This is a genomic window from Bradyrhizobium sp. AZCC 2176 (genome assembly GCF_036924645.1).
Classification (GTDB): Bacteria; Pseudomonadota; Alphaproteobacteria; order Rhizobiales; family Xanthobacteraceae; genus Bradyrhizobium.
The window spans coordinates 1,121,527-1,139,908 of record NZ_JAZHRX010000001.1 but is presented as its reverse complement, the minus strand read 5'-3'; the positions used below and the strand labels follow the sequence as shown (position 1 = coordinate 1,139,908).

Below are 18,382 nucleotides of genomic sequence, written 5' to 3'. Positions count from 1 at the left end.
TCGGCGGTGCCCGACCAAACCTGCGCGAACGATCCAAAGCGGTCCTGGTTTTCAGGCGGCATGCGCCAACGCTTCGACAATCCTTTTAACGCAATCATTCGCGGATAGCTTGCTGGTATCCAGCACCACGCGAGTCTCGGTCCAGTCTTCGTAGTCGCGGCTTTGAACGCGTTTCCAATCGGGCAGATCAAGTCCAACGATATCGCTGCGACGCTCCTCTACCCGGCGCTTGTGTTGAGCGCGATCCGAGCAGACAATCTCCACGTTCAACAATCGTGCATCGCAGGCTCTTGCAGCCTCGCCCCACCACCTTCTTGTCAGCTCGATGGGATTCACCGTGTCTGCAACGACATCGAGGCCGTGTACCAGGTTGTCTTTCGTGACCGCAATGGCCGCAAGGTACCCGGCATCCTCGGCCGGATGGATCTGCAGGCTACTGTTTTTCAAGGCCACCTCGATCGAGTCGACGCGTATGTAAACGGCGCCGATTTCCTGCGCCAGCGCGCGGGCCACAGTCGTTTTGCCGACTCCCGGCAGACCAGAGAATGAGATTAAAACGGGCATGCAAGATCAGGTGGATTGAGCTCGCCGCTCACCCGGGAATGCGGACCGGAAGCTGCTCGATGCCGCGCACGAAGCTGGAATAGACCCGCTTCGGCTCGCCGACCACTTCGATACGGTCGAAGCGCTTGAGCATTTCCTGCCACACGATCTTGAGCTGCAGCTCGGCGAGCCGCATGCCGACGCAGCGGTGAATGCCGAAGCCGAACGAAAGATGGGTGCGCGGCCGGGCGCGGTCGATGATGAATTCGTCGGGCGTCTCGATGCCTTCCTCGTCACGGTTGCCGGAGACGTACCACATCACGACGCGGTCACCCTTCCTGATCTTCTTGCCGCCGATCTCGGTGTCGACCAAAGCGGTACGGCGCATATGGGCGAGCGGCGTCTGCCAGCGGATCACTTCCGGCACCATGGAATCGATCAGCGCGGGATTGTCGCGCAGCTTCTGGTATTGATCCGGATGCTCGTTCAGCGCCAGCACCGAGCCGCTCATGGTGTTGCGTGTGGTGTCGTTGCCGCCGACGATCAACAGGATGATGTTGCCCATCAGGTTGTCGGGGTCCATGTGCCGCGTCGCATCGCTATGGGCCATCATCGACAGCAAATCGTTGCGCGGCGGCGCATTGACGCGCTCGTTCCAGAGCTTTGAGAAATAGGCGTAGCACTCGTCCATCTCCCGGCGCCGCTGCTCGGGCGATTCCACGACGCCGCTCTTGGGCAGCGCGGTCGAGACGTCGGACCAGCGCGTCAGCTTGCGCCGCTCCTCCCAGGGGAAATCGAACAACGTCGCCAGCATCTGCGTGGTCAGTTCGATCGAGACGCGCTCGACGAAGTTGAAGGTCTCGTTGCGCGGCAGATTGTCCAGCACCTTTTGCGAGCGCTCGCGGATCAGTCTTGCCAGCTCATCCAGATGCGTCGGCGTGAACATCGGCGACACCGTCTTGCGCTGCGCCGAGTGCCGCGGCTGATCCATCGCGATGAAGCTCGGATAGTCGTAGCCGGGCGGCACGTCACGGATCGAGATGCCGCCGAGTGTCGAGTCGGAAGAGAACATGCCGTGGTTGGTGTCGACATGCATGATGTCGTTGTACTTGGTGACCGACCAATAGGGCTCGATCGGCGAGTTGGTGCAGTAGTGCACCGGCTCTTCCTTGCGCAGCCGCTCGAACCACGGCCACAGGGTGTCGTTCTGGAACAGTTTTGGCGCACCGGGATGAAAATCCTTCAGCGGCGTCGAATAGGCCTCTTCACGGGCGGCGCGCAGAAGCTCTTTCTTGTCGGCTCTGACGGCGGTCTGGACGTTCATTGTCGATCATCCCGAATGGGTTCAGATGAAAGCGGCTAGCCGGCGATGCGGACCGGCAGGGTTTCATAACCCTTGACGAAACTCGAATATACCCGCTTCGGTTCGCCGACCACCTCAATATTATCGTACCGCTTGAGGATTTCTTCCCAGATAATCCTGAGTTGCAGCTCGGCCAGCCGGATTCCGACGCAGCGGTGGATGCCGAAGCCGAAGGAGAGGTGGGTGCGGGGGCGGGCGCGGTCGATGATGAAGTCGTAGGGACGCTCGATCACGTCCTCGTCGCGGTTGCCGGAGACGTACCACATCACGACCTTGTCGCCCTTCTTGATCTGACGCCCACGGAATTCGATGTCAGCGAGTGCGGTGCGGCGCATATGCGCCAGCGGCGTCTGCCAGCGGATCACCTCGGGGACGAAACTGTCGATCAGTTCAGGGTTGTCGCGCAATTTGCGATACTGGTCCGGATTCTTGTTCAGCGCATAGACGCTGCCCGACAGCGTGTTGCGGGTGGTGTCATTGCCGCCGACGATCAGCAGGATCAGGTTGCCGAGAAAATTCTTCGGATCCATGTCGCGGGTGGCGTCGCCATGCGCCATCATCGACAGCAGGTCGCTCTTCGGCGGCTGGCTGATGCGCTCCTTCCAGAGCCTGGCAAAATAGGTCGCGCATTCCATCAGCTCGGCCTGGCGTTCTTCCTCTGACGCGACGAGGCCGCCGGGGCCGGGAAGGGTGGTCGCAACATCGGACCATCGCGTCAGCTTGCGGCGGTCCTCCCAGGGGAAGTCGAACAGCACGGCTAGCATCTGCGTGGTGAGCTCGATCGAGACCTGGTCGACCCAGTCGAACACCTCGTTGGCAGGCAGATTGTCGAGGCATTCCGCCGAACGCTTGCGGATGTTGATCGCGAGCTGATCGAGATGCGTCGGCGTGAACATCGGCGCCACGGTCTTGCGTTGCGCGGAATGGCGCGGCTGGTCCATGGCGATGAAACTCTCGCGGCGCAGGTCCGGCGGGACGTCGCGGATGGTGATGCCGCCAAGCGAAGCCGCCGAGGAGAACACCGCATGATTGGTCTCGATGTCCATGATGTCGTTGTATTTGGTCACCGACCAATACGGCCCGAACATGCTGTCCTTGCAGTAATGCACCGGCTCTTCCCGGCGCAGCCGGTCGAAATACGGCCAGAACGAATCCGTGGTGAACAGCTCGGGATTGCTGACGTCGAAATCACCAAGCGGAATCGACTGAGCCCTTTCGCGCGCGGCGTGCTGATGCGAATCTCCGGCGAGGTCGATGGTTCCGTGCATGGGCCGCTCTCCCTGACTGTTCCCTGCCGAAGCATGCGGAGGGACGATGTTTTACCCTATTACATCCCTAGCCGTACGCCGGCGCAAGGACGAGTTGGGTGCATTTGGCCGCAGCGGCACCGATCCGGGCCTTGGGGAAAACGGGCGCATTTCGCCGCGTGACAAGCGCATTCCCGGAGAATAAGTCTGTTTGAAACAACGTTTAAATTCGCCGGGAGGCGACCATGATCCCCAACGCCCATCGGATGCTCAACTTCGATCTCGGCGAGACCGCGGATGCGATCCGCGAGACGGTGCAAGCGTTTTCGCAGAACGAAATCGCGCCGCGCGCCGCCGAAATCGACCGCAGCAACCAATTCCCCAGGGATCTCTGGCCCAAAATTGGATCGCTCGGCCTGCACGGCATCACCGTCGAGGAGGAGTATGGCGGCTCGGGTTTGGGCTATCTCGAGCACTGCATCGCGCTCGAGGAAATGTCGCGGGCGTCGGCGGCGGTCGGTCTGTCCTATGGCGCGCATTCCAACCTCTGCGTCAACCAGATCCGCCGCAACGGCAGCGAGGCGCAGAAGCGGAAATACCTGCCAAAACTGATCTCGGGCGAACATGTCGGCTCGCTGGCGATGTCGGAGCCTGGCGCCGGCAGTGACGTGGTGTCGATGAAGACCCGCGCCGACAAGAAGGGCGACCGCTTTGTGCTCAACGGCAACAAGATGTGGATCACCAACGGCCCGGAGGCCGATACGCTGGTGGTCTACGCCAAGACCGACGCCAATGCCGGCCCGCGCGGCATGACCGCCTTCATCATCGAAAAGGGCATGAAGGGATTTTCCACCGCACAGAAGCTCGACAAGCTCGGCATGCGCGGCTCCGACACCTGCGAACTGCTGTTCGAGGATTGCGAGGTGCCGGAAGAAAACGTGCTCAGCGAAGTCGGCCGCGGCGTCAACGTGCTGATGTCGGGCCTCGACTACGAGCGCGCGGTGCTGGCGGCGGGGCCGATCGGCATCATGCAGGCCTGCATGGACGTGGTGCTGCCCTATGTGCACGAGCGCAAGCAGTTCGGCGAGCCGATCGGCACGTTCCAACTGGTGCAAGGCAAGATCGCCGACATGTACACGACGATGAATGCCTCGCGCGCCTATGTCTACGCGGTGGCCAAAGCCTGCGACCGTGGCGAGACCACGCGCGAGGACGCGGCGGGCGCCATTCTTTACGCCGCCGAGAAGGCGACGCAATGCGCGCTCGACGCCATCCAGTTGCTCGGCGGCAACGGCTATATCAACGACTACCCGACCGGGCGATTGCTGCGTGACGCCAAACTCTACGAGATCGGCGCCGGCACCAGCGAAATCCGCCGCATGCTGATCGGGCGGGAGCTGTTCGAAAAATCGGCATAAGAAAAATCGGCGCAAAGAGTGGGACTTGGGTCACACAACGGCCGCCAAATTTGTGGTTTGATCCGCCACCCTCGCGCCGGAGTTGAACCATGAACGAGATGAGCTGGCCCCCGCAGGTGCCGCCTTCGCCCGTCCCGCCGCCGATGCCGGTGGCGTTTTCCGGCGGCCGCGGCGAATTCTTCGATCTGGCCAAGCGCGGCGCCGCGCTGGAACTCGTCACCCTCGGCTTCTATCGGTTCTGGCTCCTCACCGACATCCGCCGCCATCTCTGGTCCAACACCTTGGTCGACGGCGATGCCGCCGAATATACCGGTCGCGGCAAGGAGTTGCTGATCGGGTTTCTGGTCGCGCTCGCGATCCTGGTACCGATCTATCTCGGCTACTTTCTGATCGGTCTCGAGGCCGAGCACTATCAGGCGTTCGCCAGTATTCCGCTGATCGCCTTCTTCTATCTGTTCGGGCAGTTCGCGATCTACCGCGCGCGGCGCTACCGCCTGACGCGAACGGTGTGGCGCGGCGTGCGCTTCTGGATGACCGGCTCAGGCTGGATCTATGCCTTGCAGGCCTCGCTGTGGGGCCCGCTGATGATTGTCACCGTCGGGCTGATCCTACCATGGCGGGCTGCGGCGCTCGAACGCTACAAGATGCGCCATTCCCATTACGGCGACCTGCAGGGCAGTTTTGAGGGGCGCGGCTGGGAGTTCTTCAAGCGCGGCTGGTGGCTATGGCTGCTGACGCCGATCGCCCTCTATATAAGCCCGATCGCCCCCTTCATTTACGCCGGCTACAAGGCCATCGAATGGCGGTGGTGGCTGTCCGGCATCCGGTTCGGTGGCGTGCGCCTGGAATCGTCGTTGCCGAAGAGCGCCTTGATCGGGCTGTACTGGAAAGTGATCGGCTGGATGGTCCTGCTCGGGCTGGTCTTCGCTATGTATCTGGCCCTGTGCGCGGTGCTGGTCGCCAGCATGAGCGGCGCGGGCTTGACGGAGTTTTTCAAGACGCCGGATTTGATGCGGAGCATTCCGCTGCTGGTGCTGACGGGTCTCGGCTATCTGGTATTGGCGCTGGCGCTCAACGTGGTGATCCGGGTCTACCTGACGCGCGATCTCTGGGTGACCGTGCTGGGCTCGGTCAATATCAGCGGTATCGAGGCCGCCGCCAACGTCGCCGCGCGGGGCGATCTGGCCAACGCGCTCGGCGAGGGGTTTGCCGACGGTCTCGACGTCGGCGGATTCTAGCGGCAGAGCGTGATGACCATGGATAGCGACGCGCCGGAGATTTCGAAAACGCCGCCGGCCAATGCGGCGACCTTTTTCGACGGGACGTCGAGCCGGCGGCGCGCGGTTGTGCTGCATTTCTCTGACCGGCTCGAAATCATCGAAGGCGAACAGACTTTGGCGGCATGGGCCTATGACGACATCCGCCGCGCCGACAGCCCTTCGGGCATGCTGCGCCTTGGCTGCCTGACCGCGCCTGCGCTGGCGCGGCTGGAGGTTCGCGATGACGCGCTTGCGGCCGAACTGGTCTCACGCTGCGCCAAATTGGATGAAAACACGCCCGGCCGCCGCGGCGTTGCCGTCATCGTCGGCTGGTCGCTCGCGGCCGCGGTTTCGATCGTTGCCGTGGTGCTGTTCGGACTTCCGCTGATCGCCGATCGCCTCACGCCGCTGGTGCCCGAAGCGTTCGAACGGCGGCTCGGCGACGTCGCCGATAGCCAGATCAAGACGATGTTCAATGCCAGGGTTTGCGAAAATGCCGCCGGGCAGAAGGCTTTCGTCAAGCTGGTCACTGCGATTCGCGAATCCGCCGGCCTCGACACCTCGGTGCAGTCGGGCGTGCTGTCGAGTCCGATTCCCAATGCTTTCGCGCTGCCGGGCGGCAAGGTCTATTTGTTCGACGGCTTGCTGGCGAAGGCCGAGAACGCCGACGAGATCGCGGGCGTGCTGGCCCATGAGCTTGGCCATCTCAAGCATCGCGACAGCATGCGCGGATTGATCCGCGACGGCAGCACGTCGTTCCTGATCGGACTGCTGTTCGGCGACATTACCGGCTCCAGCGCGCTGATCTTCGGCTCGCGCACGCTGGTGACGTCGTCCCATTCGCGCGAGGCCGAGACCAATGCCGACGGTTTCGCCATCGACGTCATGCACCGGCTCGGCCGGCCGGCGAAGCCGACCGGTGAATTGCTGCTTCGGGTCACTGGAAAGGAGGGCAAGGGCCTCTCCATCATCTCCACCCATCCCCTGAGCGAGGAACGGCTGGCGCGGATGAGCCGGGAAGACCGGCAGGCCGGCGGGCCGCCGCTGTTGACATCAGAGGAATGGCGATCCCTGAAATCGATCTGCGATCGCAAGTCTGACCCGGCCAAATCTAACCCGGCTAAATCTAACCCGGTCAAGCCTCAGCCGGGCAAGTCTGACCCAGCCAAAATTTGAGCCGGTCGGCTACCTCCGGGCGCTTTTCCGCGATCTTGCCGCTTCGATCGGCGCAGGCGCTGCGCCGCCCGCCTTTAGGTCCCATACCGCCTGCATGGCCGAGAAGGCCTGCGAGATGATCGGCTCGTGACGCCGCGACGTCAGGCAGGCGAAACTGAGGTCGCAGGTCAGCGCCAGCTTGTCGGCAATCACGAAATTCCGTTGGCGCGTGATGCGGTTGAGCACGCAATCGCGGGCGAGGCTGAGGCCGTTGCCGGATTCGACGAACTCGATCATGGCGTCTTCCTGATCGGCGAAGGCGACGCGCTTCGGCAATAGCCCCAGCGTCCGGAACACGTCGTCGATCAGCCGCCGATGCGCCGAGTCGTGCGGCGTCGCGATCCAGGGCAGGTCGGTGAGGTCGGCCCAGTCCTTTCCCAGCACCTTGTCGCTCCATTCGCGAGGGGCGATCACGCGGTAGTCGTAGCGCATCAGTGCCGTGAGCTGGAACCTTCCATCGTCGATGGTGCGTTCGGGCAGCATCCCCGATACCAGGCATTCGGGCGGCGTGGCATCGACATAGTATCCGACGTCGAGGTCGCCCCTGCCGATCTGCGCCAGCACGTCGTCGCTCATGCCGTAGCGGAGGAAGACTTCGGTCTTCTTCGAGGACGTGGCGAGGCTTCGCACGAACGGGCCGAGCCGGATCGATTCGGGATCCAGGATCGTGCCGACGCGCAGCGTTGCCCGCAGCGATTCGCGCAATGAATCTGCTGCCGTCCTGAAATCCGCCGAGGCCGATACCGTCCGGTGCGCCAGCGGCAGCAAGGCGGCGCCCGCTTCGGTCAGGGTAAAGCCGCCCGGCGTACGGTTGAAAAGCTGCAGACCGGTGCTTTCCTCCAGCCCCTTCAATTGCAGGCTGACGGCAGGCTGGGTCAGATGCATCAAGGTGGCCGCGCGCGAAACCGTGCCCTCGCGGGCCACGGTGATGAAGCAGCGCAAGGCCTGGATGCGCGGCAGGTCGTTCATTTGGAAAACTTATAGGAGGCGCCCATAGACCTCATTAAACAGGATTTGCTTCCGGAAGTCACAATCTTTCATCAATAAAACTCTGCGTTGTCGTTGGAAAAAGGTGGATAGCGCCGTCGCCGCGCCGTCAACTGTGGCGCAAAGGGCGCGCGCGGCGCGTTGCGAAGGGTTTATGGCAGGTTGTTGACCTTGCGCACCCAGGCACGCACGTCGGCCATCACATCCGGCAGCACCGCCTTGACCTCCTGCACGGTCATGCCGGGCTTGATCCGGGGATCATAGAGCAGGTTCAGGAGATACTGATCGTAGACGTCGAAATATCCCATCGAGACATTGTCGTTGAACATGGTCCAGGGCACGCTCGCCGTATCGTTGATCGGTCCCAGCGATTGCAGCAATTCCTCGTAGGCGCAGTCGAAAAAGACGAAGTCGCCATTGTCGACGGTGAGGATCACGTCGGAATGCTCGATCTCGAACTTCTCGTTCTTGCGAAAGCCCGACAGGCATTGCGGGTCGAGCGAAGATTTAATCTCGCGCGCCCGTTCGCTGCCGTAGAAGGTCGCGATGGTGCGCTGCAGATCGCGGTCGCGCACCAGCTTGACCTGCACGTTGGCGTCTTCGAGGCCTTCTGCCATGGCGATGTCGAGATGCTGGACGCGCGCGGCAATGTCGGCCACGATTTTCGCAAGCTGTGCCTTGCGGTCGGCCCGGTTGCCGTCGGCAAACACCCGCACCGGCCCGTCGTATTTGCGGATGCGGTCGACGCGGCCGGCGAGGTGATATTCGGCGCCGAACGCGATCTTGAGAAAGCCTTCGACGATCTCGCCGTCGGTGAAGACTTTTTTCTCGGTGCGCTGGCGCTGCGCGATGGCGGGAATGTCCGCAGATGCCGTGCATGGCAGCAAGATTTCGCCGAGCGCAACGGCGCAGAGGACCGCCGCGAGCGTCCATGGATACAGGGATCGGCGGGGCGTGCGCATTCAAACGACGCTGCAGCAATCAGCGCGTGCGTGCAAGGGTTGAAAGCCTCGATCACGCGCTTGCGTATAGTCGCCCCCAGTTCCGGGACGATGGCAGCCTAGTTCTTGACGATGACCGGGGTGCCGACGGACACGCGGCTATAGAGATCGGTCACGTCCTCATTGGTCATGCGGAAGCATCCGGACGATACCGCCTGTCCGATCGTCTCGGGCTCGTTGGAGCCGTGGATGCGGTAGAGCGTCGATCCCAGATACATCGCCCGCGCGCCGAGCGGATTGTCGATGCCGCCCGCCATGTGGCGCGGCAGGTCGGGCCGCCGCCGCAGCATCTGGGACGGCGGCGTCCAGCTCGGCCATTCCCTCTTCGCGGAAATGCGGTGGGTTCCACTCCAGCGGAAGCCGTCGCGGCCGACGCCGATGCCGTAGCGGATCGCCTGGCCATTACCGAGCACGAGATAGAGCCGGCGCTCGGCGGTGTTGATGTAGATCGTGCCGGGCGGGTAACCGCCGGCAAAGCTCACGGTGGTGCGCGGGATCGGGCTCGATCCGCTGGGCATGCCGGGTCGGAAGAAACCGGGGCCGCCGCCCATGATGTCGCGCGAGTCCTCAAAAATGAAAAGTTGGGCCTGTGCCCGGCCGGCCCCTGCCAGCATGGTGAGCGCCGCAAGCAGGAAAGCAAAAGCGCGGATCATTCTTTCTTCCTCGCGAAAAAATCTGAATATGAAAAGGACACAGGCCATAATTGCGGCGATCCTGCAAGCAACGAGCATGTGACCACAGCCATTTTCAAACGCGGCGGTTAAAAAAGGCAACATGCCCTAAGCGATGGCTGCATTGTGCGGCTAAACCTTTGACGAAACGTGTGAAGAATGATTGATCGTGAGCAGCTCACGAAAACGTCGCGAAGGGGAATGAGACGATGAACGGTGCGGAAAGTCTGGTGCGGACATTGGTCGCAGGCGGCGTGAACGTCTGCTTTACCAATCCCGGCACCTCGGAGATGCATTTCGTCGCCGCGCTGGATCGGGTCGAGGGGATGCGCTGCGTGCTCGGCCTGTTCGAGGGCGTGGTGACGGGCGCCGCCGACGGCTATTACCGCATGAAGGGCACGCCGGCGTCGACGCTGCTGCATCTCGGCCCCGGCCTCGCCAACGGCCTGGCCAACCTGCACAACGCCAAGAAGGCGAATTCCGGCATCGTCAACATCGTCGGCCAGCACGCGACCTACCACATCGGCTACAACGCCCCGCTGACATCAGACATTGAAGGCCTGGCGCGGCCGATGTCGTCCTGGGTACGGACCTCGCCGGATGCGAAATCCGTTTCCGCCGACGGCGCCGCCGCGATTGCCGCGGCCAAAAGCGCGCCGGCGCAGATCGCAACGCTGATCCTGCCCGCCGATACCGCCTGGAACGAGGCCGACGGCATTGCGCCGATGCCTGCGGAAAGCCAGCGCGCCAATTATTCCGCGCAGGCCGTGGACCATGCCGCCAAGGTGCTGCGCAACGGTGGGGCGTCGACGCTGCTGCTGATGACCGGCAGCGCGCTGACCGAGCACGGTCTGGCGCTGGCCGCCCAGATCGCCGGCAAGACCGGCTGCAAGGTGATGGGCCAGACGTACAACCCGCGGATGGCGCGCGGCAAGGGCCGCTTCGCGATCGACCGCATCCCTTACGTGATCGAGCAGGCGCTGCCGATCCTGAAGGATTTCAAGAACATCGTGCTGGTCGAGGCCAACGACCCCGTGGCGTTCTTCGCCTATCCGAACAAGCCGAGCATGCTGAAGCCGCAAGGCTGCGAGGTGCACCGCATGACCTCGGGCGCCGAAAATTCCGTCGCCGCGCTGGAGGCACTGGCAGGTGCGCTGCACGCGCAGCCGGCCGACCGGCAGCCGCAGAAGCTGGTCGAGCTCGCCAAACCGACGGGCGCGTTGACGCATGCCTCGATCGCGCAGGCGATCGCGATGGCGATCCCGGAAAACGCTATCGTGGTCGATGAATCCATCACCACCGGCCGCGGTTTCTTTCCGCCGACGGCGGCCGCCGCCCCGCACGACTGGCTGCAGAACATGGGCGGCTCGATCGGCTTCTCGACGCCGGTCGCGACCGGTGCTGCGGTGGCATGCCCGGACCGCAAGGTGATCTGCATGGTCGGCGACGGCAGCGCGATGTACACGCTGCAATCGCTGTGGACGCAGGCGCGCGAAGGCCTCAACGTCGTCACGATTGTTTTTGCCAATCGAATCTACCAGATATTGCGTGGTGAGTTCGACGGCGTCGGCGCCGGCGAGCCGGGCCAGCGCGCGCTCGACATGCTCAAGATCGACCGCCCGACCGTCGACTTCGTCGCCCTCGCCAAAGGCATGGGCGTGCCCGGCCGCGCGGTCGACAATGTCGACGATTTCGTCAAGACGCTGGCGGAAGCCATTGCCGAACCGGGACCGCGGCTGATCGAAGTGCAGATGTAGGGCGGCGCTATGTTTTTGATTTGAGCATGATCTCCGGGCAAAACGCTCTGCGTTTTGTCCTGAGGGAAAACCGGTGGCCACTTTTCCGGATCTTGCTCCAGCCTTCGTGGGAGGCGTCATGCAGACCGAACTGACCAAGGTCGTCACCGCACTTCACGAGTTCTATGCGCACGAGGCCTTTCTGCTCGAAAAGGAGGCCGGCGAGCGCGCGCTGACGCACCGGCTGGCGGTGCATTTCGAAAAGCAGTTCCCGGGCTGGGAAATCGACTGCGAGTTTGACCGGCTGGGCGATCGGACGCTGCGGCTGCCGCGCGGAACGACCGTCTCCAGCGACGATCATCTCGCCAAATCAATCTACCCCGACATCGTGGTGCACCAGCGCGCCATTCCCAACAATCTGCTCGCGGTCGAGGTACGGAAATCTACCAATCACCAGCCGCTCGAGCATGACCAGCACAAGCTGCGCGCGCTGACCGATCCGCATTTGTGGTTCGCCTACTGGATCGGTGTGCTGCTGACGCTGGACAAGAAGCAGGTCACGGTAACGGAAGTCTATACCAGCGGCGTTCTCGACCACGCCCTGTCCGCCTGGTTTGCGGGGCGGCTGAAGGATGCGGGATTAAGCGCGCGATAGGCATGGGATACGGAGATTTTTGATGACACTCACGCGATCGATCCTGGCCATTGCTTTTGTCGCCGTCGCGCAGCATGCGCTGGTGCAGCGGGCTCTGGCGCAGGCGGCTCCCGCGCCTGACCTGGAAGCCATTCTCGCCCATCCCAAAATCGTCAAGACGCTCGACGACATCAAGGCCGACGACGAGCGGAGCTTTGCCGAGCAGAAGCGCATCACCGAAATCCCGGCGCCGCCGTTCAAGGAAAAAGTCCGCGCCGAATATTATCAGAAGCGGATGCAGGAGCTCGGCTTCAAGGATGCAGCCATCGACGGCGAAGGCAATGTGATCGCGCTGCGCAAGGGCAGTGGTGGCGGCCGGCCCAAGCTCGTCGTGTCGGCGCATCTCGACACAGTGTTTCCCGACGGCACCGACGTTACCGTGAAGGAGAAGGACGGCGCCATTGTCGCGCCCGGCATCGGCGACGATTCGCGCGGGCTTGCGGCGATGCTGTCGCTGATCAAGGTCATGAACGAAAGCCAGATCGCGACCACAGGCGATATCCTGTTCGTCGGCACGGTCGGCGAGGAAGAGCTTGGCAATCTCCGCGGCGTGAAGGCGCTGTTCCGCGATCACACCGATATCGACGGCTTCATCTCGATCGACGGGCTCGGAATTACGCGCGTTGTCAACCAGGCGACCGGCAGCCATCGCTACGAGTTCACCTTCAAGGGCCCCGGCGGGCACTCGTTCCAGGAGTTCGGATTGCCGAGCGCGACCCATGCCATGGGCCGGGCGATTGCGAAAATCTCCGAATTGCAACCGCCGTCCGATCCCAAGACCACGTTCACCGTTGGCACCGTCAGCGGCGGCACCTCGGTCAATGCCATCGCCGCCGAAGCGCGGATGGCCGTCGACATGCGCTCGAACTCGACCGACGAGCTGCTCAAGCTCGAGGCGCGGCTGCTCGAACTGGTCAAGGAAGCGGTGGCGGATGAAAACGCGCGCTGGAAGTCGGACAAGATGACGGTGGAGGCCAAGCTGATCGGCGACCGTCCCGCCGGCATCGTCGCGATGGATTCGCCGATCGTACAGGCCACCCAGCACGCGGTTGCGGCTGTGACAAAGCGTGCGCGCCCGACCTTCGGCGGTGCCTCCACCGATTCCAACGTCGCGATGTCGCTCGGCATCCCCGCCGTCACCATCGGCGGCGGCGGGGAGGGCGGCAACTGGCACTCGCGCAACGAATGGTACAAGCCCGTTAACGCCTGGTACGGCCCACAGAACGCGCTTTTGACGGTTTTGATCCTGACCGGGCTCGATGGCGTCACCAAACCGGCGCTTGTTGTGCGGAAAGCCGCCAAATAGGGGCCAAAAGACCCCCGCTGGCGTTAACCTGACGTTAACCATGCCCCCGATTGGACAAATTGTCGGCCCATTGCGGCCAAAGCGGTAACGGAACATCGTTCCCCAGTAGTTCGATGTGCGTAGGGGGTGTGGCATGGCGTACAGGATCGTGGCGGAACGCAAGGACGAGACCGTCAGGATGGACCGAAGCAGCATGCTGGTGGCGGTTGCCAAAGCGCGGGTCTGGGCCAGCGAAGGGTGGAAAGTCACCATCATCGTCGGCGACGAAAACGAAATCGCGCCGGCCGACGCCCGCCGGCTTTCCTTCGTCTGATCTCAGTATCGTGGGCCGTCGCTCCGGCGGCCCCTAAATAGAGCGGAACCGGGAACCCGGGCCGACGTTATTGCTGCAGGCAGGCTTTCGGGAGCAATGCCATGCAGTGGCGGTCAGCAAGCACCGGCCCCGACGCAATGCGCGGCACCGGCGACGACGACAACATTTCCTACGCAACCGGATGGACCATCAGCGGCCTCGCAACGCTAGGCACCATCGTCGCGATCTGGCTGCTGGGGATCTGATCTAAACCCTATCTCTGCGCGACCCGCGTGCCGCCGGTCACGCGCGGTCCTGCGCTGTGCCCGATCAAGAGGCCGAACATCACGAGCAGGCACCACACCGGAATGTCGCTTGGCTCAAGGGCAACGCCGCCGTTAGAACATTTCTATGGAACCAAATCAGGCATCGGAACTAACCCTCTCGACAAGACCAATTGAGTTCTGGGGGGAGTAACGCGTGTCTGAGTTGCCCCTAATTCTCGTCATTGAAGACGAGTACCCAATTCAGGGCGTCGTGGAGGATGCACTTACCGACGGCGGGTTCGAAACGGATATTTTGTCGTCGGGTGAAGAAGCGCTGACCTTGTTCAAAGGCGGGACCAAAGACTACAAGGCGGTTGTCACCGACGTCAGCTTAAAGGGTCGGATGAGCGGCTGGGACGTCGCGAGACAGGTCAGGGAAATCAACCCCGGGTGTCCCGTCATCTACATGACCGGCGCGCCTTCAGATGAATGGGCATCACACGGCGTTCCGAACAGTATCCTTCTGGCGAAGCCGTTTGCGCCTGCACAGCTTGTAACAGCGGTCGCGCAGTTGCTGAACGCCGGTTCCCGAACATGACAACGCTCGCAAACCTCCTGGCGCGCAAGCAGCAACTGCTGGAGCGGATGCAGGAAGATGTGGGGCCGAACGAGCGCGAAGAGCTAGAGCGCTTGCTGCAGCAAATCGACACAGCGTTGAACCTGCTCGAAGACGACGGCGGGACGCCCGACGAGCAATAAAAAGCATGCCGGCCGCTGCCAACTCGCTTGCTGTTCAATACAACTCGGTTGGGCGATGCGGTCAAATTGAGCCGTTGTCTTCAACGGGCACATGTCAGCCTGTGCCTTGCAGAAACTTCGTGCGCGGCCGTCCTGCGTTTTCGTCGGCGTCTCGTTTCCGTAAATTGTTCCGCTGAGGCATGATCGTCTTGCGAGGAGAGCCTCTAATCGTGCTCCTGCCAGTTCGGGAACAGGCGTGTGAAGCGTTTGCGGAGGACGCCGTAGCACTCGCATGCCCGGCTCCGCAAAGTCTCCACATGCAAGATCGTGATATGGCCGCGGCTGGTGTCGATGATGCCTTCGTGACTCAGATCGACGCAGATTTGGTTGATCGTCGTCCGTTGAACTCCCAGCATTCGAGCAAGGAAATCCTGCGTAAGTTGGAGATCATCTACGCCAGATTGGTCGCGAGCGTTCGCCAGCCAACGGCATAAGCGTTGGCTGACGTGATGGATCGCATTGCATGCCGCCGATTGACGACCCTCGGCGATGAACATCGCATGATGCCGGTTCACGATGGTGCGCAGTTTTTCGTTGGAACGATATGCGCGGATGAATGATTCCGAAGTCATGCAGGACGCAGTGGCGCCAACTTCAACTGTTGCCTGATCGATGGCGTCTTGAATGTCCAGAACGATCCCGGAGCAAACGAGTCCTTCACGGCCGATCAACGATACCTCGGCGGTTTGACCTGACTCCATCATAACAACGAGCGAGATCAGTCCCCCGTGAGGAAAAAACACATGCGTGACCGGTTCATCAATCCGATAGAGCAGTTGGCCTTTTGGAAGCTGGATAACCTCCAGGTCCCTTTCAAGGAGCTCCCGCGCATCTGCCGGCAGTGAGGCGATAAAGCGGCTCATCTTGCCTCCTGAGCCTTGCCACAAGGATCAGCTTTCTTCCCTTTTGCATGCCTTCTTTCCGTTAGCCGACGAGAAGCCGCTTCCAAGCCGGTGCGCCGGATTGAACCGGGCGCATAATAGGTCTCGGGGCGCTGCCTGCTGAGGCTCTTCTCGCGTTCAAGCAAACAGCTTAATCCCGGAACATGGCGCGGCAAGCCCCCGGGACTTTCCCCACCTGTTGCCGCTTCGTTCTGCCCGTTCCTGCCGACATTGCCGAATGAGATCCGGCCCAAAAATGCAAAAGCCCCGGCACGGCGGGGCTTTGAATGGTGGACGCACAAGGGATCGAACCTTGGACCTCTCCCGTGTGAAGGGAACGCTCTCCCGCTGAGCTATGCGTCCGGGATTTTGGGCGAACAACAAGCCCCGTCAGAGCCCGCGATTTACGAAGTACGGGCCTATAGTGTCAAGCGATCAGTCGGGCCGTGACGTCGCGTTTTCACGAGAGGTCGGGGGAATTACGCCCCCTGCTGGCGGGCGCGGGAAGCGTGGGATTGCAGCGCGCGGATGCGCTCGGCGAGCGTCCCGCCGCCTTCCGAGACGGCTGCGGTACCTGCGACGTCGTTGGCAGGCTTGGCCGGGGTTGGTTCCGCCGCCAGCATCGCTTCGATCGCCGAATTCGGACCTTCGAGCTGCATGGCGAGTTTTGCCACTTCGGCGGCGATGTCGTTGATGCGCTCGCGCAGCAGCGCGTTTTCCATCCGCTCGGTCGCCCAGGAGCTTTCAGCCTGCTGCTGCATCGCGTTGATGTCACGCTGCAGTTTTGCGCGCTCGTCGCGGGCGACACGAAGCTGCTCCTCGACCGCGGCCTTCTCGCTGCGCAATTTCTCGACGACCGGCGACTTGCCGCCGCTCATCGCCGCGATCTCCTCGCGCAGTTCGCGCGCGGCGCGTTCGGCATTTTCGTTCGCCTGCCGGAGCTGGTTGTTTTCGTATTCGCGTTCGGCAAGGATCTTGCCTTGCGTCGCCAGCCGCGTTTCGAGGTCGCTGACGCGGGTGCCGAGCATCTCGGCTTCCTTGACCTGGACGATCAATTGCCGGTCGAGATCGGTGACGCGCTGGCTCAAATTTTCGACGCGGCTGCGCGCTTCGGTCAGTTCGCGTGTCGCGTGCTCGGAGTCGGCGCGCTCTTGGGCGAGGCGGGCCTGCGTCGCCGAAAATTCCTTTTCGGCGTCGCCGACGCGGCCTCTCAGTTGCTCGATCTGCGTGCGCACCGCGACCAGTTCGACCTGGCGGCTGTCCGCCGTCATCGAACGGTCGTTCAATTCGTGATTGATCCTGGCGAGCTCGCCCTGCTTGTCGGTCAGCGCCGCTTCGGCGTTACGCAACAGTTCGGTCTTGGCCGCGAATTCCTCTTCGGTGGCGCGCAACTGCTCTTTCATCGCCTTCTCGCGTGCTTCGAGCGAGAAGATCGTGGCGTTCTTTTCGCCGAGCTCGATCTTCATGCGGTTGATCGCGTCGCTCTTCTTGCCGAGTTCGGCGAGCTGGCTGGTGGTCTTGTTCTTGAGCTGCTCGACGCTCATTTCGAGCCGCCGCGCCGACATGGCGAATTCCGCGCGCAACTGATCCTTGTCGGCCTGGATCTCGGCCATCGACAGCGGGGTTGCCGCCTCGAGCCGCCGCGTCGTCAGCCGCACCGCACGGTTATGCACCAGCGGCACGATCATCAGACCGAACAGCATGGAGACCAGAAAACCGATCGCCAGATACATGATCGGTTCGATCATGGATGGTCACTCCGCACAGACAAGGAATCGTTAATCACAATGCCACGCCGCGCCGGGGCAACGCCAGCCCATTGCCGCGTTAACCTGAATCTACCGGACGAGACGCGTGTGGATATCCGGAAACCGGCTCAGAACGGGTTCCAGGTCGCGCGCGGCGTGTATTTGAGATAGCCGACATTGGCGCCGAGCCGCAGGCCGATGCCGGAGCGGATCGGCACCAGCACGATGTTGTTGGCGGTGAGCGCGGTCATGCCGAAGCCGCCGACGATATAGGCGGAGCCGTCGATGCCGACGAAGCGCTGATAGATCGCGTTGGTGGCGGGCAGGTTGTAGACCAGCGTCATGGTGCGCGCGCCGTCGCCGCCCCAGTCGAAGCCGACCGACGGCCCCTGCCAGTAGACCCTGAGGTCGCCAGCGTTCTTGGTGTAGAGCGTGCCTTCGCCATACCGCAGGCCGGCCACAAAAGCGCCTGAGCCTTCCTCGCCGAGCACATAGCCGTTGGGCAGCCCCCATTGGCTGACCGCGCGCTCGATGACCGACGCCAGCCCCCGCGAGACGTTGCCGAAGAACTTGTGCCCGGCCGAAACCAGTTCGTCGGGTCCAAAGGTCTCGGGCCCCGGCTGGCGCTGCGGCGGCGGCAACGGCGCCGGCTGAACCTGTTGTGCCGGCTGCACCTGCTGTGCAGAAGCCGGCACGGTCCAGCACATCAGCGCGGCGAACGTCACCGCGGCAAGGCGTGAAGCAAACGTCATGAAAGAACCCCTGGCATCGAATTCTGGCCGCCGCCTTAACCTGACGCCAACAAGCATGGCTCTAGGTTGCGCCCAGTGTCCCCTCGACTCGCAATGTTATCGGCATCAACTATGACGGCACAACGGCATTTTCGGCGCTTCGATATGACGACACAAATCCACCCTTTCAGGCTTCCTGCCATCGGCCAAGGAAAATCAGCGGTGC

General features: G+C 62.5%; 19 protein-coding genes and 1 tRNA gene. 10 read left to right on the top strand and 10 right to left on the bottom strand.

All coding sequences use genetic code 11. The features are described from left to right. Positions 1 to 51 precede the first annotated feature (51 nt). Genes V1288_RS05055 through V1288_RS05045 form a run of 3 tightly spaced genes read right to left on the bottom strand, consistent with a single transcriptional unit; the run spans position 52 to position 3,174 of the window. Positions 52 to 564, bottom strand: a complete 513-nt coding sequence (locus V1288_RS05055) for an AAA family ATPase (protein ID WP_334356028.1) — start codon at positions 562 to 564, stop codon at positions 52 to 54. 28 nt (positions 565 to 592) lie between these two features. After that, positions 593 to 1,867: a cytochrome P450 gene (locus V1288_RS05050; protein ID WP_334356027.1), complete on the bottom strand. Its 1,275-nt coding sequence runs from the start codon at positions 1,865 to 1,867 to the stop codon at positions 593 to 595. A gap of 35 nt (positions 1,868 to 1,902) precedes the next feature. Beyond that, positions 1,903 to 3,174 (bottom strand): cytochrome P450, encoded by a 1,272-nt coding sequence (locus tag V1288_RS05045; RefSeq protein ID WP_334356026.1) that lies wholly within the window; start codon positions 3,172 to 3,174, stop codon positions 1,903 to 1,905. A 224-nt stretch (positions 3,175 to 3,398) separates the two neighbouring features. Here V1288_RS05045 and V1288_RS05040 point away from each other — a divergent pair, with 224 nt between their 5' ends. The 3 genes from V1288_RS05040 to V1288_RS05030 all read left to right on the top strand — a co-directional run bounded on the left by V1288_RS05040 (position 3,399) and on the right by V1288_RS05030 (position 7,006). Beyond that, positions 3,399 to 4,571 (top strand): isovaleryl-CoA dehydrogenase, encoded by a 1,173-nt coding sequence (locus V1288_RS05040; RefSeq protein WP_334356025.1) that lies wholly within the window; start codon positions 3,399 to 3,401, stop codon positions 4,569 to 4,571. Positions 4,572 to 4,660: 89 nt separating this feature from the next. Continuing rightward, a complete protein-coding gene (locus tag V1288_RS05035; RefSeq protein WP_334356024.1) occupies positions 4,661 to 5,809 on the top strand; it encodes a DUF898 family protein in 1,149 nt (382 codons plus the stop codon). Between the two features lie 18 nt (positions 5,810 to 5,827). Further along, the gene (locus tag V1288_RS05030; RefSeq protein WP_334361194.1) at positions 5,828 to 7,006 is read left to right on the top strand and encodes a M48 family metallopeptidase; all 1,179 of its coding nucleotides are present in this window, start codon (positions 5,828 to 5,830) and stop codon (positions 7,004 to 7,006) included. Between the two features lie 9 nt (positions 7,007 to 7,015). Here V1288_RS05030 and V1288_RS05025 read toward each other — a convergent pair whose 3' ends face one another. The 3 genes from V1288_RS05025 to V1288_RS05015 all read right to left on the bottom strand — a co-directional run bounded on the left by V1288_RS05025 (position 7,016) and on the right by V1288_RS05015 (position 9,686). Next, entirely contained in the window at positions 7,016 to 8,014 is a 999-nt protein-coding gene (locus tag V1288_RS05025) for a LysR family transcriptional regulator (protein ID WP_334356023.1), read from the bottom strand. A 170-nt stretch (positions 8,015 to 8,184) separates the two neighbouring features. Then, positions 8,185 to 8,994, bottom strand: a complete 810-nt coding sequence (locus tag V1288_RS05020) for a DUF2927 domain-containing protein (protein ID WP_334356022.1) — start codon at positions 8,992 to 8,994, stop codon at positions 8,185 to 8,187. Positions 8,995 to 9,092: 98 nt separating this feature from the next. Continuing rightward, the gene (locus tag V1288_RS05015) at positions 9,093 to 9,686 is read right to left on the bottom strand and encodes a L,D-transpeptidase (protein WP_334356021.1); all 594 of its coding nucleotides are present in this window, start codon (positions 9,684 to 9,686) and stop codon (positions 9,093 to 9,095) included. A 227-nt stretch (positions 9,687 to 9,913) separates the two neighbouring features. On the opposite strand from V1288_RS05015, the gene V1288_RS05010 reads away from it, so the two are divergent. The 7 genes from V1288_RS05010 (at position 9,914) to V1288_RS04980 (ending at position 14,757) form a co-directional block, all read left to right on the top strand. Then, on the top strand, positions 9,914 to 11,461 hold the full coding sequence (locus tag V1288_RS05010) for an acetolactate synthase large subunit (protein ID WP_334356020.1): 1,548 nt from the start codon (positions 9,914 to 9,916) through the stop codon (positions 11,459 to 11,461). A 118-nt stretch (positions 11,462 to 11,579) separates the two neighbouring features. Then, positions 11,580 to 12,095, top strand: coding sequence for a hypothetical protein (locus tag V1288_RS05005; protein WP_334356019.1), 516 nt, complete (start codon positions 11,580 to 11,582; stop codon positions 12,093 to 12,095). Between the two features lie 22 nt (positions 12,096 to 12,117). Continuing rightward, positions 12,118 to 13,440: a M20/M25/M40 family metallo-hydrolase gene (locus V1288_RS05000; RefSeq protein WP_334356018.1), complete on the top strand. Its 1,323-nt coding sequence runs from the start codon at positions 12,118 to 12,120 to the stop codon at positions 13,438 to 13,440. A gap of 133 nt (positions 13,441 to 13,573) precedes the next feature. Then, the gene (locus V1288_RS04995) at positions 13,574 to 13,753 is read left to right on the top strand and encodes a hypothetical protein (protein ID WP_141686714.1); all 180 of its coding nucleotides are present in this window, start codon (positions 13,574 to 13,576) and stop codon (positions 13,751 to 13,753) included. A gap of 101 nt (positions 13,754 to 13,854) precedes the next feature. Continuing rightward, positions 13,855 to 13,998, top strand: coding sequence for a hypothetical protein (locus V1288_RS04990; RefSeq protein WP_334361475.1), 144 nt, complete (start codon positions 13,855 to 13,857; stop codon positions 13,996 to 13,998). Between the two features lie 214 nt (positions 13,999 to 14,212). After that, entirely contained in the window at positions 14,213 to 14,596 is a 384-nt protein-coding gene (locus tag V1288_RS04985) for a response regulator (protein ID WP_334356017.1), read from the top strand. Next, entirely contained in the window at positions 14,593 to 14,757 is a 165-nt protein-coding gene (locus V1288_RS04980) for a hypothetical protein (protein ID WP_334356016.1), read from the top strand. The genes V1288_RS04985 and V1288_RS04980 overlap by 4 nt, the downstream gene beginning before the upstream one ends. Positions 14,758 to 14,960: 203 nt before the next feature. Here the strand turns inward: V1288_RS04980 and V1288_RS04975 are convergent, their stop codons facing one another. From V1288_RS04975 to V1288_RS04960, 4 genes are all read right to left on the bottom strand, one after another. Continuing rightward, positions 14,961 to 15,659, bottom strand: coding sequence for a Crp/Fnr family transcriptional regulator (locus V1288_RS04975; protein WP_334356015.1), 699 nt, complete (start codon positions 15,657 to 15,659; stop codon positions 14,961 to 14,963). Between the two features lie 306 nt (positions 15,660 to 15,965). Beyond that, positions 15,966 to 16,040 (bottom strand) — tRNA-Val (locus V1288_RS04970). Between the two features lie 116 nt (positions 16,041 to 16,156). Beyond that, a complete protein-coding gene (locus V1288_RS04965; RefSeq protein WP_334356014.1) occupies positions 16,157 to 17,425 on the bottom strand; it encodes a hypothetical protein in 1,269 nt (422 codons plus the stop codon). A gap of 128 nt (positions 17,426 to 17,553) precedes the next feature. After that, positions 17,554 to 18,177, bottom strand: coding sequence for a DUF1134 domain-containing protein (locus tag V1288_RS04960; protein WP_334356013.1), 624 nt, complete (start codon positions 18,175 to 18,177; stop codon positions 17,554 to 17,556). Positions 18,178 to 18,382 lie beyond the last annotated feature (205 nt).

Excerpts from the sequence above, each read along its gene's own strand:
- V1288_RS05055 (WP_334356028.1), bottom strand. The coding sequence starts at position 564 with ATGCCCGTTTTAATCTCATTCTCTGGTCTGCCGGGAGTCGGCAAAACG.
- V1288_RS05050 (WP_334356027.1), bottom strand. The coding sequence starts at position 1,867 with ATGAACGTCCAGACCGCCGTCAGAGCCGACAAGAAAGAGCTTCTGCGC.
- V1288_RS05045 (WP_334356026.1), bottom strand. The coding sequence starts at position 3,174 with ATGCACGGAACCATCGACCTCGCCGGAGATTCGCATCAGCACGCCGCG.
- V1288_RS05040 (WP_334356025.1), top strand. The coding sequence starts at position 3,399 with ATGATCCCCAACGCCCATCGGATGCTCAACTTCGATCTCGGCGAGACC.
- V1288_RS05035 (WP_334356024.1), top strand. The coding sequence starts at position 4,661 with ATGAACGAGATGAGCTGGCCCCCGCAGGTGCCGCCTTCGCCCGTCCCG.
- V1288_RS05030 (WP_334361194.1), top strand. The coding sequence starts at position 5,828 with ATGGATAGCGACGCGCCGGAGATTTCGAAAACGCCGCCGGCCAATGCG.
- V1288_RS05025 (WP_334356023.1), bottom strand. The coding sequence starts at position 8,014 with ATGAACGACCTGCCGCGCATCCAGGCCTTGCGCTGCTTCATCACCGTG.
- V1288_RS05020 (WP_334356022.1), bottom strand. The coding sequence starts at position 8,994 with ATGCGCACGCCCCGCCGATCCCTGTATCCATGGACGCTCGCGGCGGTC.
- V1288_RS05015 (WP_334356021.1), bottom strand. The coding sequence starts at position 9,686 with ATGATCCGCGCTTTTGCTTTCCTGCTTGCGGCGCTCACCATGCTGGCA.
- V1288_RS05010 (WP_334356020.1), top strand. The coding sequence starts at position 9,914 with ATGAACGGTGCGGAAAGTCTGGTGCGGACATTGGTCGCAGGCGGCGTG.
- V1288_RS05005 (WP_334356019.1), top strand. The coding sequence starts at position 11,580 with ATGCAGACCGAACTGACCAAGGTCGTCACCGCACTTCACGAGTTCTAT.
- V1288_RS05000 (WP_334356018.1), top strand. The coding sequence starts at position 12,118 with ATGACACTCACGCGATCGATCCTGGCCATTGCTTTTGTCGCCGTCGCG.
- V1288_RS04995 (WP_141686714.1), top strand. The coding sequence starts at position 13,574 with ATGGCGTACAGGATCGTGGCGGAACGCAAGGACGAGACCGTCAGGATG.
- V1288_RS04990 (WP_334361475.1), top strand. The coding sequence starts at position 13,855 with ATGCAGTGGCGGTCAGCAAGCACCGGCCCCGACGCAATGCGCGGCACC.
- V1288_RS04980 (WP_334356016.1), top strand. The coding sequence starts at position 14,593 with ATGACAACGCTCGCAAACCTCCTGGCGCGCAAGCAGCAACTGCTGGAG.
- V1288_RS04975 (WP_334356015.1), bottom strand. The coding sequence starts at position 15,659 with ATGAGCCGCTTTATCGCCTCACTGCCGGCAGATGCGCGGGAGCTCCTT.
- V1288_RS04965 (WP_334356014.1), bottom strand. The coding sequence starts at position 17,425 with ATGATCGAACCGATCATGTATCTGGCGATCGGTTTTCTGGTCTCCATG.
- V1288_RS04960 (WP_334356013.1), bottom strand. The coding sequence starts at position 18,177 with ATGACGTTTGCTTCACGCCTTGCCGCGGTGACGTTCGCCGCGCTGATG.